General features: G+C 38.9%; 19 protein-coding genes and 2 pseudogenes. 9 read left to right on the top strand and 12 right to left on the bottom strand.

Annotation, left to right across the window (positions count from 1 at the left end; genetic code table 11):
• Nucleotides 1-811 precede the first annotated feature (811 nt).
• Both sseA and PROVRUST_RS19825 read right to left on the bottom strand, forming a co-directional pair.
• Nucleotides 812-1651 carry a 3-mercaptopyruvate sulfurtransferase gene (sseA, locus tag PROVRUST_RS00470; protein ID WP_006812701.1) on the bottom strand — a complete coding sequence of 280 codons (840 nt, stop codon included), beginning with the start codon at nucleotides 1649-1651 and terminating at the stop codon, nucleotides 812-814.
• 37 nt (nucleotides 1652-1688) lie between these two features.
• Entirely contained in the window at nucleotides 1689-1850 is a 162-nt protein-coding gene (locus tag PROVRUST_RS19825; RefSeq protein ID WP_006812700.1) for a hypothetical protein, read from the bottom strand.
• A 243-nt stretch (nucleotides 1851-2093) separates the two neighbouring features.
• On the opposite strand from PROVRUST_RS19825, the pseudogene dinG reads away from it, so the two are divergent.
• Nucleotides 2094-4206, top strand: a pseudogene (dinG, locus tag PROVRUST_RS00465) (ATP-dependent DNA helicase DinG).
• Between the two features lie 55 nt (nucleotides 4207-4261).
• Here dinG and dps read toward each other — a convergent pair.
• Both dps and rhtA read right to left on the bottom strand, forming a co-directional pair.
• Nucleotides 4262-4765 carry a DNA starvation/stationary phase protection protein Dps gene (dps, locus tag PROVRUST_RS00460; RefSeq protein WP_006812697.1) on the bottom strand — a complete coding sequence of 168 codons (504 nt, stop codon included), beginning with the start codon at nucleotides 4763-4765 and terminating at the stop codon, nucleotides 4262-4264.
• Between the two features lie 268 nt (nucleotides 4766-5033).
• Entirely contained in the window at nucleotides 5034-5921 is an 888-nt protein-coding gene (rhtA, locus tag PROVRUST_RS00455; RefSeq protein ID WP_006812696.1) for a threonine/homoserine exporter RhtA, read from the bottom strand.
• Nucleotides 5922-6223: 302 nt separating this feature from the next.
• On the opposite strand from rhtA, the gene PROVRUST_RS00450 reads away from it, so the two are divergent.
• Nucleotides 6224-6799, top strand: coding sequence for an LOG family protein (locus PROVRUST_RS00450; RefSeq protein ID WP_006812695.1), 576 nt, complete (start codon nucleotides 6224-6226; stop codon nucleotides 6797-6799).
• A 204-nt stretch (nucleotides 6800-7003) separates the two neighbouring features.
• Nucleotides 7004-8602 (top strand): ABC-F family ATPase, encoded by a 1599-nt coding sequence (locus tag PROVRUST_RS00445; RefSeq protein WP_039853983.1) that lies wholly within the window; start codon nucleotides 7004-7006, stop codon nucleotides 8600-8602.
• Nucleotides 8603-8688: 86 nt separating this feature from the next.
• Here PROVRUST_RS00445 and PROVRUST_RS00440 read toward each other — a convergent pair whose 3' ends face one another.
• The 3 genes from PROVRUST_RS00440 to moeA form a co-directional block, all read right to left on the bottom strand.
• Nucleotides 8689-9024: a zinc ribbon domain-containing protein YjdM gene (locus PROVRUST_RS00440; RefSeq protein WP_039853981.1), complete on the bottom strand. Its 336-nt coding sequence runs from the start codon at nucleotides 9022-9024 to the stop codon at nucleotides 8689-8691.
• 153 nt (nucleotides 9025-9177) lie between these two features.
• Nucleotides 9178-9924, bottom strand: coding sequence for a molybdopterin-synthase adenylyltransferase MoeB (gene moeB / locus PROVRUST_RS00435; RefSeq protein ID WP_071599536.1), 747 nt, complete (start codon nucleotides 9922-9924; stop codon nucleotides 9178-9180).
• Nucleotides 9925-9929: 5 nt separating this feature from the next.
• Nucleotides 9930-11171, bottom strand: coding sequence for a molybdopterin molybdotransferase MoeA (gene moeA, locus PROVRUST_RS00430; RefSeq protein WP_006812690.1), 1242 nt, complete (start codon nucleotides 11169-11171; stop codon nucleotides 9930-9932).
• 388 nt (nucleotides 11172-11559) lie between these two features.
• On the opposite strand from moeA, the gene folE reads away from it, so the two are divergent.
• Together folE and yeiB are read left to right on the top strand one after the other, a co-directional pair.
• Nucleotides 11560-12219 (top strand): GTP cyclohydrolase I FolE, encoded by a 660-nt coding sequence (folE, locus tag PROVRUST_RS00425; protein ID WP_006812689.1) that lies wholly within the window; start codon nucleotides 11560-11562, stop codon nucleotides 12217-12219.
• Nucleotides 12220-12222: 3 nt separating this feature from the next.
• The gene (gene yeiB, locus PROVRUST_RS00420) at nucleotides 12223-13392 is read left to right on the top strand and encodes a DUF418 domain-containing protein YeiB (RefSeq protein ID WP_006812688.1); all 1170 of its coding nucleotides are present in this window, start codon (nucleotides 12223-12225) and stop codon (nucleotides 13390-13392) included.
• Nucleotides 13393-13400: 8 nt separating this feature from the next.
• On the opposite strand, the gene sanA is transcribed toward yeiB, so the two are convergent.
• From sanA to PROVRUST_RS00405, 4 genes and pseudogenes are all read right to left on the bottom strand, one after another.
• Nucleotides 13401-14105, bottom strand: coding sequence for an outer membrane permeability protein SanA (sanA, locus tag PROVRUST_RS00415; RefSeq protein WP_006812687.1), 705 nt, complete (start codon nucleotides 14103-14105; stop codon nucleotides 13401-13403).
• Nucleotides 14106-14263: 158 nt separating this feature from the next.
• Nucleotides 14264-15112 (bottom strand): YncE family protein, encoded by an 849-nt coding sequence (locus PROVRUST_RS20060; protein WP_473086653.1) that lies wholly within the window; start codon nucleotides 15110-15112, stop codon nucleotides 14264-14266.
• A gap of 294 nt (nucleotides 15113-15406) precedes the next feature.
• Nucleotides 15407-16282: pseudogene (locus tag PROVRUST_RS20055) on the bottom strand (rhomboid family intramembrane serine protease); the annotation flags it as partial.
• 167 nt (nucleotides 16283-16449) lie between these two features.
• Nucleotides 16450-18147 (bottom strand): NAD-dependent malic enzyme, encoded by a 1698-nt coding sequence (locus tag PROVRUST_RS00405; protein WP_006812685.1) that lies wholly within the window; start codon nucleotides 18145-18147, stop codon nucleotides 16450-16452.
• Between the two features lie 438 nt (nucleotides 18148-18585).
• Between PROVRUST_RS00405 and PROVRUST_RS00400 the strand changes: the two genes are divergently transcribed.
• The 4 genes from PROVRUST_RS00400 to PROVRUST_RS00385 are packed head-to-tail and all read left to right on the top strand — an operon-like array spanning nucleotide 18586 to nucleotide 21823.
• Nucleotides 18586-19230, top strand: a complete 645-nt coding sequence (locus tag PROVRUST_RS00400) for a hypothetical protein (protein WP_006812684.1) — start codon at nucleotides 18586-18588, stop codon at nucleotides 19228-19230.
• A complete protein-coding gene (locus PROVRUST_RS00395) occupies nucleotides 19230-19841 on the top strand; it encodes a hypothetical protein (RefSeq protein WP_006812683.1) in 612 nt (203 codons plus the stop codon). The genes PROVRUST_RS00400 and PROVRUST_RS00395 overlap by 1 nt, the downstream gene beginning before the upstream one ends.
• A 26-nt stretch (nucleotides 19842-19867) precedes the next feature.
• On the top strand, nucleotides 19868-20560 hold the full coding sequence (locus tag PROVRUST_RS00390) for a hypothetical protein (RefSeq protein WP_006812682.1): 693 nt from the start codon (nucleotides 19868-19870) through the stop codon (nucleotides 20558-20560).
• A 9-nt stretch (nucleotides 20561-20569) separates the two neighbouring features.
• Nucleotides 20570-21823, top strand: a complete 1254-nt coding sequence (locus tag PROVRUST_RS00385; RefSeq protein WP_006812681.1) for a hypothetical protein — start codon at nucleotides 20570-20572, stop codon at nucleotides 21821-21823.
• A gap of 132 nt (nucleotides 21824-21955) precedes the next feature.
• Here PROVRUST_RS00385 and cdd read toward each other — a convergent pair whose 3' ends face one another.
• Nucleotides 21956-22852, bottom strand: a complete 897-nt coding sequence (gene cdd / locus PROVRUST_RS00380) for a cytidine deaminase (protein ID WP_006812680.1) — start codon at nucleotides 22850-22852, stop codon at nucleotides 21956-21958.
• Nucleotides 22853-22998 lie beyond the last annotated feature (146 nt).

Raw genomic sequence — 22998 nt, 5'->3', positions numbered from 1 at the left:
ATGATTTTCTAATACTGGGTCAAACTCTAATGTTCGATAAGAATATAGATAGAAAGTCATATTTTCTAAATTTATTGTATTAAAGCAACTTGTAATATATCGATTTGAATTCTTAAATATCACTGGGTGCATATTAACTGTCTGTTGCCATAGGATTTCTTTTTTTAAGCTGTTCATTAATATATTACAGATTATCTTATTATCATTATAGTCCATTTGATGACCTCATATCTTTCTTGCCGAAATACTAAGAGTATTATTTATGTAATCCAGTAATATAGTAACTTCATCTAAATATCTTAAGTGAAGAAAGTAAGTTATTTCATCATAGTTTTTTATGGATAAAATACATTTAGTATTAATAATATATTGATTTATTAATGCCGATAATTTTTTATCTTTTGTGTCGATGAACGAAATGTAATTATGTAATGATAATATCTTTCGATGCAACATTATTTTATGCGAGTTTTCATTGTTGAATTGAGATTCTGATATCATAGTAAAATAATCATTTAGCAATCGGTTTAACTTATCTTTATGAAAATAAAAGGAAGCCTTTTGATTAAATTTAACTGTTAATTTTGTTGTTTGTAATAAAACCCATAATGTTGCTGTTGTACCAATAAAAGTGGATAAAGTACCTAGGTTTATAACCCATAAATCCCATGGCATGTTCATAAATATGGTGCTCCATTTAAATTGAAGCCGTTAATTATTTTATTAAATATTTATAATAAAAATATTTTAAAGTGGATAAGTAATAAATAGCTTCCTCATAGATAATTTTTAATATGAGGAAGCCAAATAATTAGGGTTCGATTGGGAGACCGTTATCTTGCCCCCATTGAGCCCAAGACCCATCATAAAGGCGTACATTATGATTACCGAGCAGAACTAGTGCCATTAATACGACAGCGGCTGTCATACCAGAACCACAGGTTGTTACTGAAGGAGCATGGATATCTACACCGTGTTCAGCAAAAATAGCTGCGAGCTGTTCTGGATTTCGGTATTCGCCATTATCGACAAGTAAATCCCAAGGTACGTTTTTACTGCCTGGAATATGCCCCATTCTTAAGCCGGGGCGAGGCTCTGGTGCTTGAGCTAAAAAACGAGCCGCTGCACGGGCATCGATAATTTGCGCTTGACCTTGGTTAACGATATCAAGCATTTGTTGCTGGCTTAATGCATTCGCATCTTGGCGGCTTGCAATAAACTGTTGTGCTGGTGGAGGTGTGACTTTACCTGATTGAGTTGCGAAACCAGCCTCTTTCCATGCCGTTATGCCGCCAGCAAGTATTTTGACCTGTTTACAGCCTAGCGTTGTGAATGTCCACCATGCTCGAGGAGAAGAAAATAAATTATTCTGAGCATAAATAATAACTTGGGTATCATTACCAATACCCATCACGCTAACAGCTTGGCTGAAGGTTTTCGCATCTGGCAACATATGAGGAAGATCAATTGTCTTGTCAGCAACCTCATCTTGATTAAAAAATTGGGCATTCGGAATATGTTCGTCTAGATAATGTTGGTAACAGTCATAAGGTGCAGTTGGCGGTGGAGTTGAAACGTCAAGTACCACAATATTGCTATCTGAAAGGTGTGTATTTAACCATTGTGGCGTAACAAAATAATCGTTGTACATAAGCGTTCTCCATCCCAGATTGATAATTAACTCGCTATTAATTGATTTGATTAGGCGCAGGTAATATAGATGATGATTGAGTTTGATTTTGCTCTAAAGGCGTGGTGGAGCGTGTATAGATATTCATGCCAGCTAATACAATTCCGCCAACTGAACTCAACGCGCACAGAGCGCAAAATGCGATGACAAACTTTTTCATTTTTTATTGCCTAAGTCATAATTTAAGAAACCAAAGTATAACTGGATGGTTGTTGCAAACAAGTTAAACGGGCTTTTTTCTTACGATGAAATTGGGGTTTTGCGAAAGGCTTTCCAAAATTTGTGTATAATGGGTATTAATACAGTAGTTTTGCGAACGGTTTCGCAAAAAGTGGATTAGGCTTTTTTCTTCCTGATCCTAATTAGTTATGTTATCTCCCTAACTTGGTCGCCTGCGTAATTTATGTCCCTATCAAATACAGTAAAACAGCAAATAACCCAATGGTATAAAGGGCTATCAGAACAAATAGATGGTTTTATACCTCGGGCTCCTCAGCGTCAAATGATTGCTGAAGTCGCTAAAAATTTAGCTGATGAAGATGGGCGGCATTTAGTCATTGAAGCGCCGACGGGGGTAGGAAAAACATTATCTTACTTAATTCCGGGTATTGCAGTTGGGCGAGAAGAAGGAAAAACATTGGTCGTGAGTACGGCGAACGTCGCATTGCAAGATCAAATTTTTAGTAAAGATTTACCCCTGTTGAGCAAAATAATTCCCGACCTTAAATTTACTGGCGCTTTCGGACGTGCTCGTTATGTCTGCCCCCGTAATTTAGAAGCCATCTGTGCTGCTGAAGGGGAGCAAATTGACTTAATGTTATTGGTAGAGGACAAAACGGAAATCGCCAGTAGTGAAGAGCGGGCTATGTGTCAGCAACTGCGTAATGATTTTCACAGTTTTGCTTGGGATGGGTTAAGGGATCATCACAAACGGGCATTTAGCGATAGTCTCTGGCGCAAGGTAAGTACAGATAAAATGAACTGCCTTGGGCGTAACTGCCAGTTTTATCAGCGTTGTCCGTTCTTTATTGCTCGCCGTGAAATTGAAGATGCCGATGTGGTTGTTGCAAACCATGCTTTGGTGATGGCTGCAATGGAAACCGAATCTGTTTTACCTGATCCGAAAAAATTGCTATTAGTGCTTGATGAGGGGCATCATATCCCAGATGTAGCAAGGGACTCGCTAGAAGTTGAAGGGGAAATTACGTTAGTTCAAATTACGGCACAGGTGGATAATTTTCTCCATCATGTGGGGCAATATATGGCTCAATTTCGTCCAGCGAAGCCCCCTAAATTAGCTAATCCAGAAAAATTACAATTACATGCTGAAAAACTGAGAGAATGTTTTCGTGATTTTTCGTTATTAGCGAATGGGTTATTGCCGGAAACTGCAAAAGACCCTGAGTATTTATTTCCAATGGGCGTGTTACCTGAAGCGATGCAATTATGCTGTCAGGAGCTTTTTAAGTTAACCGATGCATTACGTGGTTTATCCGAATCTATTTTAAATGATTTAACCGAGCAAACCGCCAAGCAGGATATTGTCCGTTTACACCGTTCAATCTTAGTGACTAGCCGCGCCATGGGTTACTTTGAAAATATGGCAAAGTTATGGCGCTTAGCTTCCCTAGATCAAAGTTCTGGGGCGCCTATTTCAAAATGGCTCAGCCGACGTTATGAAAAAAATACAGTCACGGATATTTCTGCACTGTGCTGGGATCCGTGTTAGTGAACAATTACAGCATCTGCTGTGGCGAAATGTACCTCATATTGTTATTACTTCCGCGACATTGCGTTCATTAAATAGTTATTCTCGTTTTATGGAATTAACGGGGTTATCTGAAAAAAGTGATGACCGTTTTGTTACGCTTTCTTCACCTTTTAATCATGTAGAGCAAGGCAAAATTATTATCCCTAAAATGCAATATGAGCCAACAATGGTAACTGAAGCTCAGCATTTAGAAGAAATGGCCGCATTTTTTCGCCATCAATTTACGCAGGGAAATCATCGAGGTGTGCTGGTTTTATTCAGTAGCCAACGAGCAATGGACGGCTTTTTAGAACATGTAAAAGATTTACGTCTACAACTTTTAGTTCAAGGTGACCAGCCTCGATATCGTCTGGTTGAGACCCATTGTGAACGTATTAAGCAAGGGCAAACAAGTGCTTTGATTGGTCTACAGTCATTCTCTGAGGGGTTAGATCTGAAAGGTGAGTACTTAACTCAGGTGCATATCCATAAGATAGCTTTTCCACCAGTGACTAATCCTGTCATTATCACTGAAGGGGATTGGTTAAAATCACTAAAACGTTATCCATTTGAGGTACAGAGTTTACCCAGTGCTTCATTTAATTTGATTCAGCAAGCAGGGCGTTTAATTCGCAGTCATGAATGCTATGGTGAAATTATTATTTATGATAAGCGCTTAATAACAAAGAATTATGGCAAACGCTTATTAAATTCATTACCTATTTTTCCCATAGAGCAACCCGAAATGCCGAAAATAGATAAATAAAAAGAGACCACCGAAGTGGTCTCATGGTCAATTTATATGACTCTATTTTACGACACTACTCTATATTGGCTTCTAACATCCACAGGAATTTATCCAAATCACGGGATGCGGCAGTAAACATATCTGCTGTATTTTCATCTTCAACGTCATCAATCGCCTTGCGGATATCATTAGCGACTACTGCATAACGATCGGCTAAGGCTTTTAAATGATCCTGAACTGAATGAATATCAAGAGGATAAGCTTCCAAAGCAGTAAATTTATTCACTTGCTGGACAGTTCCTGTTGCGATGCCTCCAAGTTGTACAACACGCTCTGCAAACTCATCAAGATGTTCAACAATCGTAGTTCTGAAACTATCTAACATTTCATGTATGGCAATAAAGTTACGACCACGCAGGTTCCAATGTGCTTGCTTTGTGATCAGAGAAAGATCGGTAAAATGGACGACCATCATGTTCAATATATTGATAGTTTCAAGTTTTACGCTGTCTTCAATATCATTACGGCTATATAAAAGTTCGCTTGAAGAGGTTTTAAATAATTTTGCAGTATTCATAATGTTTCCTCTCTTAAATATAAATTCATTCAATTATTTTGTCTGTAGATAAATATAAAAGATTAAATTGAGTTTGTCATAAAGTAATAATCGATTACTTTAATAGGTGCGCTCGATAGATGATTTTTGAGGATGTTGGGATGAGGATAAAATAATTAATTTATATGTCAGTTTGATGAATGAATATTTAATTATTCATGATGAGAAATAAGGTTAGTAATTTCTTACTAACCTTATTTAAAATAAATAATCTATATTTTATAGGACGCTATGAGACTTCTTTTATTTTAGATTTTGGTACCGCAGTAGAGGTGGAACCAATAGAGGCGCATACAATACAGAGCAGAGCTAGCCATTGGGTCATGGTTAAGTGTTCTTGTAAGAATACGATACCTAAAAATGCACCCATACAAGGCTCTAGGCTCATTAATGTGCCAAAAGTTCGCGCAGGAAGTTTAGTTAATGCGATCATTTCCAATGTATAAGGAAATGCCGTAGACAAAATAGCGACGGCAAGTGCAATGGGTAAAATAGCTGGGTCAAACATGGCTTCTACCCCAGTCTGCATTAAGCCGATCGGGAAGAAAATTAATGCGGAAATGAGTGAGCCAACCGCAACGGTTGCTGCACCATAACCGGCTCCTGCACGTTTTCCGAAAATAATATAAGTCCCCCAGCATACACCCGCACCTAAAGCATATGCTGCACCTAAAGGATCAATAGCGTTAATTTCATCACCAATAGGCAATAAGAAGAGTAGCCCAGTAATGACAAGTCCAATCCATAAAAAATCGATAGGACGGCGCGATGAAAACATCGCAACAGCTAAGGGGCCTGTAAACTCTAGGGCGACGGCAATGCCTAAAGGAATTCGTTCTAGTGCCAAATAAAATAGGTAGTTCATGGTTCCGAGGGACAAACCATAAGCGAGTAGAGGGACTAAAGAGCTTTTTCTGAAATTTAAGCGCCAAGGTTTAAAAATCACACATAGGATAATTGTGGCTAATAATAGACGTAAGCCTGTCACCCCTGGAGCGCCGATAAGTGGAAATAATGTTTTAGCCAAAGAGGCGCCACTTTGAATAGAGGCCATTGCAAGTAATAGTAACCCTATTGGCAATAATGGAAATGCACTCTTTTTAGTATCGGCAGACATGAATAAATAAACCTCAAAAAACGATAAAACCCAGCAGTTTTTTACAGTCAAAGTGGGTAAATCTATAAATAAAGTACCACTTGCGAGTCTATTTACCCTAAGCAAGCATAATGTGGGCAATTATCTCATAGAACGTAAGTAGTTTATATTGCTTTATTCAAGAGGTGTTTAATTGCGATTTATTATTTCATTTAAGATAATCAGTTAATAATATGATGCTAAAGATTGAGAGTTAAGCTTTCTTGTGGGAACCTTGTAAGTTCGCTCAGTAGAAAAATGAGAATAGGAAGAAAGAGAATAAGATGCAAAAAATTAAAAGTGTGGCGGTTTATTGTGGTTCAAGCTTGGGTTCTAACGAAATTTATAAAAACCAAGCCATTGAGTTTGCGAAAGAAATGGTTAAACGTGATATTACGTTAGTGTACGGTGGCGCTAGCGTGGGCATCATGGGTATTGTTGCGGATACCGTTTTATCTTTAGGTGGTAAAGCGATAGGGGTGATCCCATCGTTACTTGAGCAGCGTGAAATTTCCCATAAAAATTTGTCTGAGCTGTATCGCGTAGAAACTATGCACGAACGTAAAAGCAAAATGATTGAGTTAGCGGATGCATTTGTTGCTATGCCCGGTGGATACGGGACATTAGAAGAATACAGTGAAGTGTTTACATGGAGCCAGATTGGCTTACATACTAAACCGTGTGGGCTATTTAATATTAACAATTTTTGGCAACCATTGATTGATATGACCAATAAAATGGCAGATGAAGGCTTTTTACATGAAAAATATCGTCATATGGCAATCGTTGAGTCCACTCCTGCTAGCCTGTTAGACCAATTTGAGACTTATGTTGCTCCACCAGTGAAAACTTATGATTAATTGAGTTTATGGCTGTGGTGTAAATTCCTATCTTCATCAGTCCCCTATTTTTAGCTCGCGCATTAACAAAAACAGAACAAGATCTAAGCGTTCAATTATGGCATAATGCGCGGCTATTTATCCCTATCGTACTTCAAGTCACTGAAGGTCAGTCATCAGCTGAGCTCATCAATGACGCTACAAAGATTAATTTAAGGCATCGCAGTGTTAACAACCAACAATATCACTATGCAGTTTGGCAGTAAGCCACTGTTTGAAAATATCTCAGTTAAATTTGGAACGGGCAATCGTTACGGTTTAATCGGCGCGAATGGCGCGGGTAAATCAACCTTCATGAAGATTTTAGGCGGGGATTTAACACCAACCGCAGGTAACGTGAGCACCACAGATCCTAACGAACGTATTGGTAAATTACGCCAAGACCAATTTGCATTTGAAGAGTTCACTGTCTTAGACACTGTCATCATGGGGCATGGCGAGTTGTGGAGCGTTAAGCAAGAACGCGACAGAATTTATGCGATGCCAGAAATGAGCGAAGAAGATGGCTATCGTGTTGCTGATCTGGAAGTTGCTTACGGTGAGATGGATGGTTACAGTGCTGAATCTCGTGCAGGCGAGTTATTATTAGGCGTTGGCATTCCCGTTGAGCAGCATTATGGCCCGATGAGTGAGGTTGCACCCGGTTGGAAACTACGTGTACTTTTGGCTCAAGCGCTGTTTTCTAATCCTGATATTTTATTGCTGGATGAGCCAACCAACAACTTGGATATCGATACGATTCGCTGGTTAGAGCAAGTTCTTAATGATCGTAACTGCACCATGATCATTATTTCCCATGATAGACACTTCTTAAATACTGTTTGTACGCATATGGCAGATTTAGATTACGGTGAATTACGTCTGTTCACCGGTAACTATGATGAATATATGATTGCAGCAACTCAAGCAAGAGAGCGTTTATTATCGGATAACGCGAAGAAAAAAGCGCAAATTGCCGAGCTTCAATCTTTTGTTAGCCGCTTTAGTGCTAACGCATCAAAATCAAAACAGGCGACTTCTCGTGCTCGTCAAATTGATAAAATTCAACTGGATGATGTAAAAGCTTCCAGCCGTCAAAACCCATTCATTCGTTTTGAACAAGAGAAAAAACTGTTCCGTAACGCCTTAGAATTAGAAGCGGTAACAAATGGTTATGACCAAGGACCTCTGTTTAAAAATGTGAATTTATTATTGGAAGTTGGCGAAAAAATGGCTGTCATCGGTGCCAACGGTATCGGTAAAACAACATTTTTGAAAACCCTTATGGGGGAAAAAGCCCCAACGAGCGGTATGGTCAAATGGTCGGAAAACAGCAGCATTGGTTACTATGCGCAAGATCATGCAGATGAATTTGAAACTGACCTGAATGTTTTTGATTGGATGAGCCAGTGGAAAAGTGAAGGCGATGATGAGCAAGCAGTACGCAGTATTTTAGGTCGCTTACTGTTCTCTCAAGATGATATCAAGAAAAAAGTATCTGTTTTATCCGGTGGTGAACAAGGGCGCATGTTATTTGGTAAGTTAATGATGCAACAACCAAATATTCTACTTATGGATGAGCCAACTAACCACTTAGATATGGAATCTATTGAATCATTGAACTTAGCGTTGGAACTCTACCAAGGGACGTTGATCTTTGTATCCCATGACCGTGAGTTCGTCAGTTCATTGGCAACACGCATCCTTGAAATTAGAGAAGATAAAATTATTGATTTCAAAGGTACTTATGATGAGTATCTGAAAAGCCAAGGCGTCACTCTCTAATATTTAAGTCATTAAAAAAGCCCCGTTGATAAAGACTATTCCTTAAAAATAGCCAATCAATGGGGCTTTTTAACTTTTAGGTAAAACTAGTTTTTCTTCACAAACTCAGATTTCAGCTTCATTTGACCGAAACCTTCGATTTTACAATCGATATTGTGGTCACCTTCGACTAAACGGATCCCTTTTACGCGAGTTCCGATTTTCAGCATAGATGAACTTCCTTTCACCTTCAGATCTTTGATGACAGTGACGGTATCGCCATCGACTAATAAATTGCCATTCGCATCTTTTACAATCAGTTCATCAATTTCTGTGGCAGGCTCTGCATCATTCCATTCATGAGCACACTCAGGGCAGATATACATATCGTTGTCAGTATAGGTGTATTCAGACTGACATTTTGGGCAAGGAGGGAGTGACATATTCATGCTCTCAGTAATAGTTCAAATAGATAGGGACAACCAAGGCTTCCCGAAAGGGGGATAGTATAAGATGAAAGAAGAGAAAAATGAATTTTTAGGAATATTCCTAATTTTGATTTAATCAATGGCGAGGAAAGCCCTCGCCATAAAAAGTTACTTGCAGACCTCACAATGAGGATCTTTACTCAGTTTAAATTGGCGAAAATCTAGTGTCATTGCATCAAATAACAGCACTTTACCAGTATTTACTTTCCCATATTGGGTGAGTAATTTGATGGCTTCCATCGCTTCTAATGTACCGATCGTACCGACTAATGGCGCCATAACGCCAGCTTCAACACAGGTTAAGCTATTTTCACCGAAAAGCCGGCTAAGACAGTGATAACAAGGCATTCCATCTTCATAGGTGAACACGGACAATTGACCTTCCATGCGAATTGCTGCGCCAGAAACCAACGGTATTTTATGGGCTAAACAGAGGCGGTTGAGTTGCTCGCGAATAGCCACATTATCGGTACAATCCAGTACGACCTGATGTTGACTGACTAATGTATCAAGTTGTTGCTCGTCGAGTTGAGCATTGAATGTCTCGATCTTAATATGCGGGTTGATAGCAGCAAGTTGTGCTTTTGCAGAATCCACTTTTGGCTCGCCTATCGTGGCGTCACGATGCAGGATTTGGCGTTGTAAATTGGATAGGGATACCGTATCAAAATCCACTAATGATAAGTGTCCAACACCAGCAGCAGCAAGATATTGAGTCGCTGCACAGCCAAGACCGCCCAATCCGATAACCAGAACTTTACTTGCCTTTAGCTTTTCCTGCCCATCAAAATCAAACCCTCGCAGGATGATTTGGCGGTTATAGCGTAGCATTTCCTGATCACTAAGTTCTTGCACGGCGCTCACTCACTTTTTAATAAGTAATTGAACATTTCGACATCCACCATTTCACCCGCAGTGACTTTCTCACGCTCACGTTCTAATACAATAAAACAATTAGCTTGGCTGAATGAGCTGAAGATATGCGAGCCTTGGTGACCTGTCGAAGAGACCTGAAGTTGACCTTGTTCATTGGTACTTAAAATACCGCGTTGGAAATCAAGTCGACCCGGTGATTTTTTTAGTGGGGTAGTGACTGGGACTTTAAAGCGTACAGGGGCTTTCCATTGATTATGGCCTGACAGTCGCGCAATTAATGGCTGTACTAATTGGTAGAAAGTGAGTGCTGCGGAAACGGGGTTGCCTGGTAAGCCGCAAAACCATGCGGAACTTAGTTTGCCGAATGCGAATGGTTTACCCGGTTTAATGGCTAGTTTCCAGAAGCCAATTTGCCCCAGTTCGTCAAGAATTTGTTTGGTATAGTCGGCTTCGCCAACAGAAACACCGCCACTGCTGATGACTAAATCAGCTTGCTGATTAGCTTCAATAAAGGTTTGTTTTAATCTCTCCGGTGAATCAGGGATCACGCCAAAATCTAAAACTTTGCAATTTAACTTTTCTAACATTAGGCGTACAGCAAAACGGTTAGTATCATAAATTTGCCCTTCGGCAAGGGGCTGTCCCACGGCTTGTAGCTCATCACCAGTTGAAAATACAGCGACTTTCAAGCGGCGTTGAACTTTCACATTAGCGATGCCCAAAGAGGCAATTAACGGTAATTGAGCGGTAGACAGTAGAGTACCTGAAGGGAACACTGCGCTGCCTTCAGTAATATCTTCTCCAGCTTTACGAATATTATTGCCTAGCTTAAAACTCTCCGTAAAAATAATACCTTGTTCAGTCTGTTCTGCCGACTCTTGCATGACGACGGTATCGACACCCTTAGGGATTGGCGCGCCTGTCATGATCCGCACGCAGCATCCTGCTGGTAACTCTCCAACCATTGGATTTCCTGCAAAGGATTTACCGGCAATAGGCATCGGCGTTTTTCCATCCCAATCCGCAAAGCGTAGGCCATAGCCATCCATCGCTGAGTTATCAAAAGGAGGAACATTGATGGGAGAAATCAGGTCTTCAGCAATAATTCGTTGGGCAGACTCAGTAAGTGGAATGATTTCTGTGCTAGTCACTGTGGTGGTTTGAGAAAGAAGTTTTTCTAGTGCAAGCTCTAGAGAAATCAAATCGTTAGTATGGCACTGGTCCATAAATAGTTACCCCTCACTATAGTTATTGGCCTTGAGGCTGAGAATAGATTCGTTGGCGGTATTATGGCAGATATCGGGCATTGGGTGAATGAATAGAAATTGATTGCAGATAGCTTTTGGGCAGATTGTTTGGCGATTTAGATTCTTTCATTCGTGGGTACAGGGTTTTAGATAAAAAAGCTAAAATAAAGTGTGTTATTAAATGCATTTAAATAATGAAATAGTAATTTAAACTTAGATTAGTATTCTTAATCAATCCGTGCGGTAACCTGCAAATATTTCACACGACTTATTGATGTATTGCTGGATTATCTGCATCTGCTGTTTTAGAGTACCGCGCACACCTGCATTTTTATAATAAATAGATATACCATCTGTGGAGGATCACATGTCATCTCTGAGTAAAGAGGCCGAATTAGTTCATGCTGCTTTGGAAGCACGAGGACTTGAAACACCGTTGCGTATTCAACCAAAATCAGGTGAAGATCGTAAGCAACTGATTGAAGGGCATATGACAGAGATCATGAAGTTGCTGAACTTGGATTTAAGCGATGATAGCTTAGCGGATACTCCGCGCCGCATCGCTAAAATGTATGTCGATGAAATTTTCTCGGGATTAGATTACGCGAATTTTCCAAAAATTACTGTCATTGAAAATAAGATGAAAGTGGATGAAATGGTGACGGTGCGTGATATTACGTTAACCAGTACTTGCGAACACCATTTTGTGACTATCGACGGTAAGGCAACGGTGGCATATATTCCAAAAGATACCGTGATTGGCTTATCCAAAATCAACCGTATTGTTCAGTTTTTTTCCCAGCGCCCACAGGTTCAAGAGCGTTTAACTCAGCAAATTTTAGTCGCATTGCAAACGTTACTGGGAACAACTAACGTTGCTGTTTCAATCGATGCCGTACATTATTGCGTAAAAGCCCGCGGTGTTCGTGATGCAACCAGTGCAACGACAACGACATCTTTGGGCGGGTTATTTAAATCAAGTCAAAATACACGCCAAGAATTCTTACGTGCGGTTCGCCATCTATAATCCATGATAAATACAGTTCCTGTTGCCCCTAAAAGCCGTATAGGGCAACTTGATACAGTGCGTGGCATTGCAATTCTCGGTATTTTACTCATGAATATCTTTGGTTTTGCATTGCCACAAGCGGCCTATCTCAATCCTTATTACACACCTGAAGTTGAACAATCAGATGCTGCTGTCTGGGTCTTTTTCAATTTATTCTTTCAAGGAAAATTCCTCGGTATCTTCTCGATACTTTTTGGCGCGACGCTTGGGTTATTACAATATCGCTCAATAAAGTGGAATCGCTGCCGTCTCACTGTACTCGCATTCATTGGACTGGTTCATGGTGTCGGTTTATGGGATGGTGATATTTTATTGGTTTATGCATTAACGGGGTTTATCGCAGTTGCATTTTTATCCCTATATGATGAATACAAATTATTAAAAATTGCGATTGCATTCTATTTGATTGGACTCGTGATTTTGTTGATTATTGGTAGCATGGTAGCAGATACCAGCTTCTGGCAGATCACTGAGCCTCAAGCATTAATTGAAATGTGGCAACATCGAGTTGGCGGGATGGCTGGGTTTGCTTATCGTGCAAATGAGATGACAACCATGGTTGAATTGCTGGTTATCCAATACGGTTGGCAATTACTGAGCATGATGATTATCGGTGCACTATTGATCAAAAATGGTTGGTTAAAAGGTGACTTTAGCCAACAACATTATCGCCGGATGGCATGGATGCTAATTATTCCTTCGTTATTGGTACAAATCATCTCTTTATATCTACAAAGCCTTGTGGGCTGGAGTTATTTTTCGACTTCAATTTTGGGGTATATTGTGAATGAATTGATGGTTCCGCTACAATCTTTAGGCTATATAGCCCTAATATATGGGTTTTGGAATATTCTAAGTCTCAGCTTGATCGCAAAATTAGTTCAAAATGTGGGGCGAATGGCGTTGAGTAATTATTTACTTCAGACGCTGATTTGTACCACGATTTTTTACTATTTAGGATATTTTTATCATTTTACTCGAGTGGAATTATTGGCGTTTATCTTGCCCATTTGGATGGCTAACTTACTGTTTTCTTACTGTTGGTTGTTTTGGTTCAAGCAAGGTCCTGTTGAGTGGTGTTGGCGCCAATTATCAAATAAATTGGCGGCATTACTGGGGAAGGCTGTGTAAGCAAGAATTTAATTCAGCTTACTGATCTCATCTGGAGAGACTGCGGGATAACCTTTAGTTCCATCAGGCATTTTTATTGGCGCAGGAATGGATTCTTGTTCCCCTAAAAATTTTGGTTCGCGCTGTAAAATATATAAGTCTGCAAGGGCACCAAGGCGGGCAAAAACTTCGCGAATTCGTACCTTAAACATACCATCAGGCGTTGGAACGGCTAAACATTGGGCATCAATTCCTTTATGTTTAGCGATAAATAGCGCTCGCTCACAATGAAAACGCTGGGTGATAATGGTGAAGTTATCGGTATCGAAGACTTTTTTGGTACGCACAACAGAGTCTAGAGTTCTAAAGCCTGCGAAGTCGAGCACAATTTTTGAAGCGGGAACTCCTGCTTTAATCAGGTCTTTGCGCATAGCGATCGGCTCATTATAGTTATGAGCACCGTTATCTCCACTGAGAAGCAAATATTTTACTTTTCCACTGTGATAAGCATCAGCGGCACCTTTGATTCGATTGGTATAATAGAGATTGGTTGCTCCTGATGCGTAATATTTGGAGGTACCAAGTACCATCCCCACATCCCGCGCAGGGAGTTGCTCTACATCTTCATAGATATAGGGCGCAGTATCCCAACTGATCCAACGGTCAAGTAAAATAACAGTGGCGAAAGCTATCCCTGCCAATATTAGTAGACCATAAAGCAGACGTTTCCTCATGTCCTCGCCTTGAATAATTAATGCCCATAATAATTACTGATAACAATTAATAGGCTACTTGACTTAATTTCGTGACGCAAGCCGCGTAACGTAAAATCATGTCAATATGGCTTATATTGTTTCGGTTGACGGCATAATATTGGAGATGCCATTTTTAGTTACTCACTCGGCATAGCCCCAAAACAGAGTAATGGGCTGATTGAGTTCCTATCGACAGATTTATGTTTATCAACCACATAAAATGATTTTGGATAGGTAACTACCCAAGCATTTTTCGTTTCTGCTAATCCTTGAATATATTCACCATTGGTTGGGATAGGTAGAACATTCTGGATATTTAATGTTTTTAGGCTCGTGGTAACTAATGGAACTTGAGTTTCACTGGGATATTGTGGCAAGTAGTAAGCTTGGTTTAAACCCGTATTAATACCGTATTGTCCATATTGAATCTCGCTGTTATTGCCACACCAATGATATGCAGTGACCGGGTTTGTTGGCATATCAATATTGGCTAAAACAAAACGGCTGTCCGTGACCATCCAAATCGATTGGCCATCAGGTGTAAAATAGAACTCTCTAACGGCATTTTGGTAATCCTCTACTGTAAACCAAGGTTTTTCACTAAACGCCATGGTTTGGGTATCTAAAAGATAAGCCGCTTGAGTAACGTTATCATACAGCGCTAGCTGCTTTTCATCAGGAGATAATGCTGCTGGCATTTGAACACCAAAAGCGCCTTGGTACTCTTCGCTATTTGGGAAGGTTAATTTTTTTTCAACGGTATTATTTGTGAGGTTAATAACCACAATACTGTTTTCTACGCCACTGGTTACAAATGCACGCTGACTATTTTTCATCACATAAATTTGGCGTGGGAAAAAGCTCGTTTCAATGTTGGTTTCTACTTTTTGGGTATCAATATCAATGATACTGACGCTGTTTGGATATAGTGAGGCAACATACAGTTTTTTCCCATCCGCACTGAGTGCAGCACCAGAAGCCCCCATACCTCGGCAGCGATTAGAGCTGCATCCATTATCATTTTTGGGCAGGACGAGTTTGATGGTAAACAGCAGTTTCCAATTTCCATCAGCAGAAGAGTATGCGCTAACAAGATTAGCCTCCTCATCAGTGATAAAGATCCGCTGGTGGGTATCATCACTGAGAATAAAGCGGGGCTCAATGAATTCAGGAGCTTGAACTCGAATACCAGCAATTTGCTCTTCAGATTGAGCGGTAGGGAGTGATGCAAGCTCCTCTTCGGCAGCTTTTTCCATTACTAGCTTAGCTTGCTCTGCCTTAGCTGAATTAAGCTCTTTATCCAGTTCTTGGTAGATAAATTCTCGTTCAGCAACAAGACTTTCATCGATCGAAAATGATTGCTGATGGATAACTAAGGCTAAAACCCCACCAATAATCACAGTTAAAATGAAATCTAATAGGTACTTTTTCGCGGGAATAAGAACGAAAGTAAAACCAATCACTGCACCAGCCACTGCGCCACCAATATGTGCTGCGTTATCCACTCCAGATTGCAACCCATTAATCAAGGTTAACGCTATCATGGCGATAATATTATACAACGGGCGTTTAAGGGCATCGCGAGCTTCTTTAGTGAGTTCAGGTTTGCTGAGTCGCTTTAAAAGTTCAATAACAGAGGCTGCGGCTAAACCCATGATTGCCCCAGAAGCCCCTAAGCTCACCGTAATATAGACAGTATTATCATTTTGAAGCAGGCTTCCCCATGACATCATATCAAAGCGGCGCATGACGCTATTAAGAGCCTCTTGGTATTGCCAGGCTGCACTAACAAATGCACCAACAATCCCTGCAAATAGATAGATGGCAAGGTAGCGAAATTTACCAAAGGCGCGTTCACATTCAATACCAATGACGAGTAGAGCAAGGGTATTTAACCCTAAGTGAACCCAGCCTGAGTGCAATACCATGCTAATAGGGTAACGCCACCAATCCCCAGTAAGGGATAACTGATAAACATTCGCCCCGAATAACAATAAATTATATTCCTGGGATTCTAATGGAGCCGCAAAATTGAGCTGGTAAAAATAGATAGCAATATTGAGAGTCACAATCAGCAGAGTGAGAGTGATAGCCCAAAGAGAAAATTTATGAGGTGATGTTGGTATTGTAGGTACTGAATCAGTTGGCTCTGACATGAGCGGATCCTATACAAATAAGGTATATTTGCATCTTAAAGAACTCTGTCTGCTATCTCAATTGCAAGTTATAGAAACGCGATACTTTCAGACAATATTGAAATAAAGAAAATACTAGAAAATAAAAAAGAGCACCGAAGTGCTCTTCAACGGGACAAAACAACTGATTAGAATGAGGTACGTTTGTATGTGCGGTATTCTGGTTGCCAGAAGTTATGCTCAATAGCCTCATCTAATGCACTGTCAGATGTCATCGTAGCAACACCCTGAACTTGCGCTTCTTTTGCCACCTGCTTGGCAATAATCCGAGAAACGTCTTGGATTTCCGATAGTAATGGCAGTAATGGACCTTCTCCATGTTGTGCTAGCGGTGAGCAACTTGCTAATGCTCGGCTCGCGGCCATAAGCATTGCATCCGTCACACGTTTTGCACCAGATGCAATCACCCCCAGACCAATCCCCGGGAAAATATAGGAGTTATTACACTGGGCAATTGGGAAAATTTGGTCTTTATAAGAAACTGGTGGGAATGGGCTACCTGTTGCAACTAATGCTTGGCCTTCAGTCCAGTTAATAATGTCTTCCGGACGAGCTTCAACGCGTGATGTCGGGTTAGACAATGGCATGACAATCGGACGAGGACAATGCCTGTGCATCTCTTTGATGATCTCTTCTGTGAATAGACCCGCTTGACCTGACACGCCGATTAAGACGGTTGGCTTCGCATTACGCACCACATCTAATAAAGAAATTGCGTCACTGTTTACATCCCAATCTTGTAGATTGGCGCTGTTTTGCGTCAGTTTGCTTTGGAAATCTAATAGGTTTGGTAATTTATCAGTCAGTAATCCGAAGCGATCGACCATGTAAATGCGAGAACGTGCTTCTTCATCACTTAGACCTTCAGATTTCATCTGAGCAATAATTTGTTCAGCAATACCACAACCTGCAGAGCCCGCCCCTAAGAATGTTACCCGCTGGTCACTGAGTTTACTGCCAGCTGCATGACTTGCGGCAATTAAGCTCCCTAAAGTGACGGAGGCAGTTCCTTGGATATCATCATTGAAACAGCACAGCTCGTCGCGGTAACGGTTCAATAATGGCATGGCGTTTTTCTGGGCAAAATCTTCAAATTGAAGTAATACATTTGGCCAGCGACGTTTTACAGCTTGGATAAATTCCTCAAGGAATTCATCGTATTCTTCACCAGTAATACGAGGATGGCGCCAGCCCATATAAAGAGGATCATTTAAACGCTGCGGGTTATTGGTACCTACATCAATAACAACTGGCAGGGTGTATGCAGGGCTAATTCCACCACAAGCGGTGTACAGGGATAATTTTCCAATAGGAATACCCATGCCGCCGATACCTTGGTCACCAAGACCGAGGATACGCTCACCATCAGTGACAACGATGACTTTTACATTTTGTTTGGTTGCATTTTGCAGCATGTCATCGATGTATTCGCGATTTGGGTAAGAAATAAATAAACCACGCGCGCGGCGATAGATATCAGAGAAATGTTCACAAGCCTCACCCACTGTCGGGGTATAAATTAATGGCATCACTTCAGTAAGATGTGCATCAATCAGGCGATAAAATAGGGTCTCATTGGTGTCTTGAATATTACGCAGGTAAATGTGCTTATCAATATCTGTTTTAAAATCAATTAATTGACGATATGCACGTTCAACTTGTTCTTCTATAGTCTCAACTTGCTCGGGCAAAAGACCGTATAGGTTGAAGTTTGCGCGTTCTTCTTCTGTAAACGCGCTTCCTTTATTCAGTAAAGGAAATTCGAGTAAAATTGGACCAGCATAGGGGATGTAGAGAGGGCGTTTTGTTTCGTGTTCATGTTCCATGAAATATCACTCTTCGAACGATTAAAAAACAACAGTCAGGAAAATTAGGTTAGATCCTAAGCTAAACAAAAAATATGTACAGTAAATAATGATACAAAACAGTTAAAAGTTTTGATGAGTATTATTATCTATATGCTAACAAAATTATAACAAGGTGAGGATTTTACTACGGAATCCTATCAAAATGACAGCGAGTGGATCACGCTTATTCAAAGTTATTTCTATCTCCAGAACAATATCAAGTTTTTCAAGGCTCGGTATCACTTTGATATGGATTAAATTTATTTAACTGTTTGGTGAGGTATTAGTCATTATTTAGAGATAAGTATTCTTATGTTGAGCATGCTAAATATATTTTTATATATCATATATTGCGGCATGTTTTTAATTCATTTAGGTTTTTTTTCTGATTTAAATGATTATTAATTGGTGGTGCTTATGAAATGGAAATATATCGCTATCTTATCAATGCTATTTTTATGCTCTTGTCAGGATTTTAAGTCATCAAATAAAGTTACATCCATTAAGCAGAATGAATTTTATACTAAAGATAAAAATAAAGTTACAGGAGGGGTTAGGCTTTTTTTTGTATTACAGTTTAAGTATTTATATGAATCAAAAATAAAATCAAACGTAATCAAAAAGAGTGATTACAGTAAATATAAATTTAGTGAGGTTATCTTTGATTTAATTGAACTAAATAAAAAATGCTTTAATGAAGAGATTGGTTATAAAGAAGCGATGAAACTTTATTATAATTCATTGGATGATGCGAATATACCTCATGATGCATGGTTTTTTCATTTTATTTTCGAGGCGTTAGATGAAGAAGATAGTGAGCTAATATGGAAAGGCTATCTCTATGCAATAAATAAAGGTGGAAAAAAAGAAGAAATAACCGTGTTAATGAAAATATGGTATTCCATGATGAGTGAAGCGACAAAGTTGCCATCAGTAAAACAAGAGAAAAGTATGAGGTGGTTATCAATTGTTAGAAAAATTCCAGCAATAAATTATCTTGATAACAAAATTAATTTTATGTGGAATGAAAATGTTATAGCCAAATTTGAGAGCGGTAAATAATGACTGCAATATTTCATAAATATAAAAAATTTATTTTTATTTTCACTTTTTTATTTTTCTCATTTCAGTCTGTAGCGAATAATCTAAAAAAAGATGAAATATCTATTTTTACGATAATAATACTTGAGTATATGAAGGTGACTATGGAAGAACATAATCAACCATTATCAAAAGAAACAATGGAAAAATTTCATTTTGAATCTGCATTAGCTTATGCAACATATTTAAAAAATTGGCTTGAACTGAATAAAGGTCAAGAAGTTAGAACTGAAAGCATTAGTTTTCATGAGGCAGTTGTTATTAATAAGAATGGATTTAAAGCATCAGGGTTACCTTATGATGCATGGTTTTTTGCTGATATTTATGGTGTTTTTAATGAAAGTGAACGGGATGAATTTTGGAAAGACATAATTTCTAATCCTGAAAGAAAATCGGCAGAGAAAATATTTGTTGATTTGTGGTTTAAAATGAAGACTGAGGCAGAAAGTTCATCCATTGAAAAGCGGGAAAAAAGCCAACGCTGGTTAAATAGAATGAGAAAAATACCCCTAGTTATTGAAATGGAAAAAACCATGACGATGGTTGAAGAGAGCTTTATTTATAAAAAATAAATCCCTGAAAAATTTAGGTGCATAATATGAAAATAAAATTTATTTTTTCTATGTTTATCTTATTAATTTCAAGTATATCAATGGCAGATAATCGGCCAGGTTTTGTTTGTGGGAGGTTCAACGATACAATCATTGAAGTACCTAGCAACTATGTCTACACCTTTGCAGAATATGAAGGTTATAGTTATTTCGATTCAAGATTTTTAGAAAATAAAAAAGGTTGTGATGCAAACTTTCGAGTTTTACCATTAGTGATGAGTTGGCCTGCCATGAAGCCTTTAGATATAAATGAAAACGGGGAAAATCAAAAACTTAGATTTTCTATTGAACCACTCGATGGTGATCCTAAAGGTTATCTTGAATATAAACGATATATTTATCTTGATAGAGGAGAGGAGAAAGTTAAAGGAGATGTTTCATATAATGAAAAATTGAATTTATATTTTAATGAAGTAAAACTAAAGAAAATGAACAAGTATATTGATCCTGAAAATGATAGGTATGGTTATTATTGGAGGGTAAATAATGATGGAGTAAGTGATTTATTTGAGTGTTTATGGGTACCTTCTGATGGTATCTATAGCCGATGTGATGGTTTTTTTTTAATTCCTAAAATTGGTATAAAAATTGAAGTAATTATAAAATCTGAAGATTTAGCTATTTGGGATAAAGTAAAGGGTGATGTTATTCACTTCATTTATGAACATATAAAAAAGTAGAGGTTACATATGCGGAATGAAATAAACAGACAAGGAAGTGTAAAATTAACGTGGACTGATACATCAAAAGCTCTAAAAATATTAGTATTGACTAAAAAACCTGAATTAATGTATGAATATTTAGCTAGTAAAGGTGACAGATATGCACCACTAGCAAATAGTGTCGTTAAAGGAGATTCGTTTTCAGGAAGATTTGCACTAAACTATTTAGAAGAAGTTATAATTGAGAATGGTCATATATATAATGAGGTTAAGCTTGAAAAAATACGTTTTGATATGGCTTATGCTTATATACATACGCTAAGGAATAGACTTCAAAATAGTGTTACAGAAATAATAGGAGATATTAATTATAAAGAAGCAATGGCATTTCATGAGCGTGTTTTTGAGAGATACAAATTACCCGCGGAAGCGTGGACTTTACAACCTGTTTTTAATGTCATCCCTGATGAAAAAGATAGAGAGGTGTACTGGCAAAAAGCGCTAGATGCAGTAGGTGATACTGAAAAGGAGGCTGAATTAAGTTTAAGCACTATGAATATTATGTTTGAAAGTTTATATGACGCACCTGCAAATAAACAATTACAAACTCATCGCTGGATGAGAAGAGTGATAGACATAGATAATGCAGTAGATAGTGTGACAATAACTTTAAAAAAGACATATGGTTTTTTTGAATCACCTTCCCTAGAAATCGGTCTTAATGAAGCTAGAGCATTAGTGTATGAAACGGGAAATCCATTAATTGATCGGGGAACCAACCGATTATCTTTTTGGGATCATCCATCCGAAAATAGTGACAAATATTCAACACAAACGGATTGGGTTGGACAAACAGAATTTGAGCATAAAAATCGACTTACTGAGTATTACCTTGAACGTCCCGCCTATATATTGCCAGAAACCGGATTGTTTAATTCCCCATCAGTTAATTATAAACCCAATATCGATAAATATAACTCTATGGTTGATGATGTAATTAGCAGGAATCCTTCTGCTGGTTATTCTAATAATCATGCACCAATTGAAATAATATCTTCAGGACACCGAGGATTTCCTGTGAGTGTATATAGGCCGAATGATTTTCAAATAGGTGAGAGCCAGATGGATCGAACCGTTGATAACTTAAGAGACCACATGTCGTCCATGAACCACTCATCAAGCTCTTTCAGTCGTGATTTTAGCGTGCCACAAGTACCCAGCATGCCTGAATTTAACTATAGTGGCGGTTATAGCAGCCCTTCATCCAGATTTTCATTCTAGTCTGTATCCACACTCAATAATATTTTAATAAAAAACGGCGGTTATTGAAGTTGATAAACTCACAATAACCGCCGTCTTAATTTTGAATATTTAATTTGTTTTCAATTAAATATGGTTTAAATTAAATAACGGTTAAATGGACCCATCCAAATAAATACGTTCCACTTTTTGGCAACCTAAAGCGCGCAATGTATTTTCTGTTGTACACCACTGTTGCACAATCGCATCTTGCCTCTCAACCAGAGTCGCTTGATCAATCGATGTAATATCTTTACCTGCTAAATTCACCATAATCAGAGCGGCTTGTAGTGGCGGCAAGCTTGGGTTAAATGCAGCATTTTCTGCGTAGCGCCCGGTAAATAAAGAGCCATCTTTTAATTGCACTGCAATACCTGAATGAGAATTACTGTACGGTGCATGGGATTGATTTGCGGCATCAATTGCAGCAGATAATAAGCGATCACGACTTTGATTCGCATAGCCATGGTCAACAGTATCAAGCAGTAAGGTGGTGATATTCAGATCCGATGGACCAAATGAATCTGGTAAATAATCATGTAATGTTGCGGCTTGGCGCTGTGGTAAATGCACCATGATTTTACCGCCTTCACGAAGCTCATTCATAAATTGTCGGCAGTGACCACAAGGCGTGTAGTTAACTGTAATAGATGTCAGCTGTTTTTCGCCTTTTAACCATGCATGGGTAATTGAACATTGTTCAGCGTGAATGGTTTGACCAATAGAAACATGGCTAAATTCCATGTTAGCGCCGAAGTATAAATTACCGCTAACCCCGCAAGCGATTGCGCCCACATTAAAGTGAGAAATCGGTGTGACAGCATAAGCCGCTGCAAATGGTAGCAATAAAAATGCAAGCTCACTGTCAGTGAATCCACTTTCAGCTTTGATATGTTTGACTTGCTCAGCAGTTAGCATGGCTGAAAAGTCTGGCTTATCCATGATAGGTTTAAGTACAGACTGTAACTTTTCTGGAAGTTCGGACCAAGCGGACTTAAATCTTGAATGCATGAGTTACTCTCCCTATTTAATTGCTTTCATTCTATTCAATAAATCAGGGGTGTTAATGTGATCATTATCACTCCGTGAATGAAAGCGATGAAACAAATTCAGTAAATGAGAGATGTATCTCAAGTTTTTGGTGTCTAATTGGCATA

Origin of the sequence: Providencia rustigianii DSM 4541, from assembly GCF_000156395.1 — a bacterium.
Taxonomy (GTDB): domain Bacteria; phylum Pseudomonadota; class Gammaproteobacteria; order Enterobacterales; family Enterobacteriaceae; genus Providencia; species Providencia rustigianii.
Note: the sequence above shows the minus strand (reverse complement) of the source record. Positions and strands in the feature narration are given on the sequence as shown.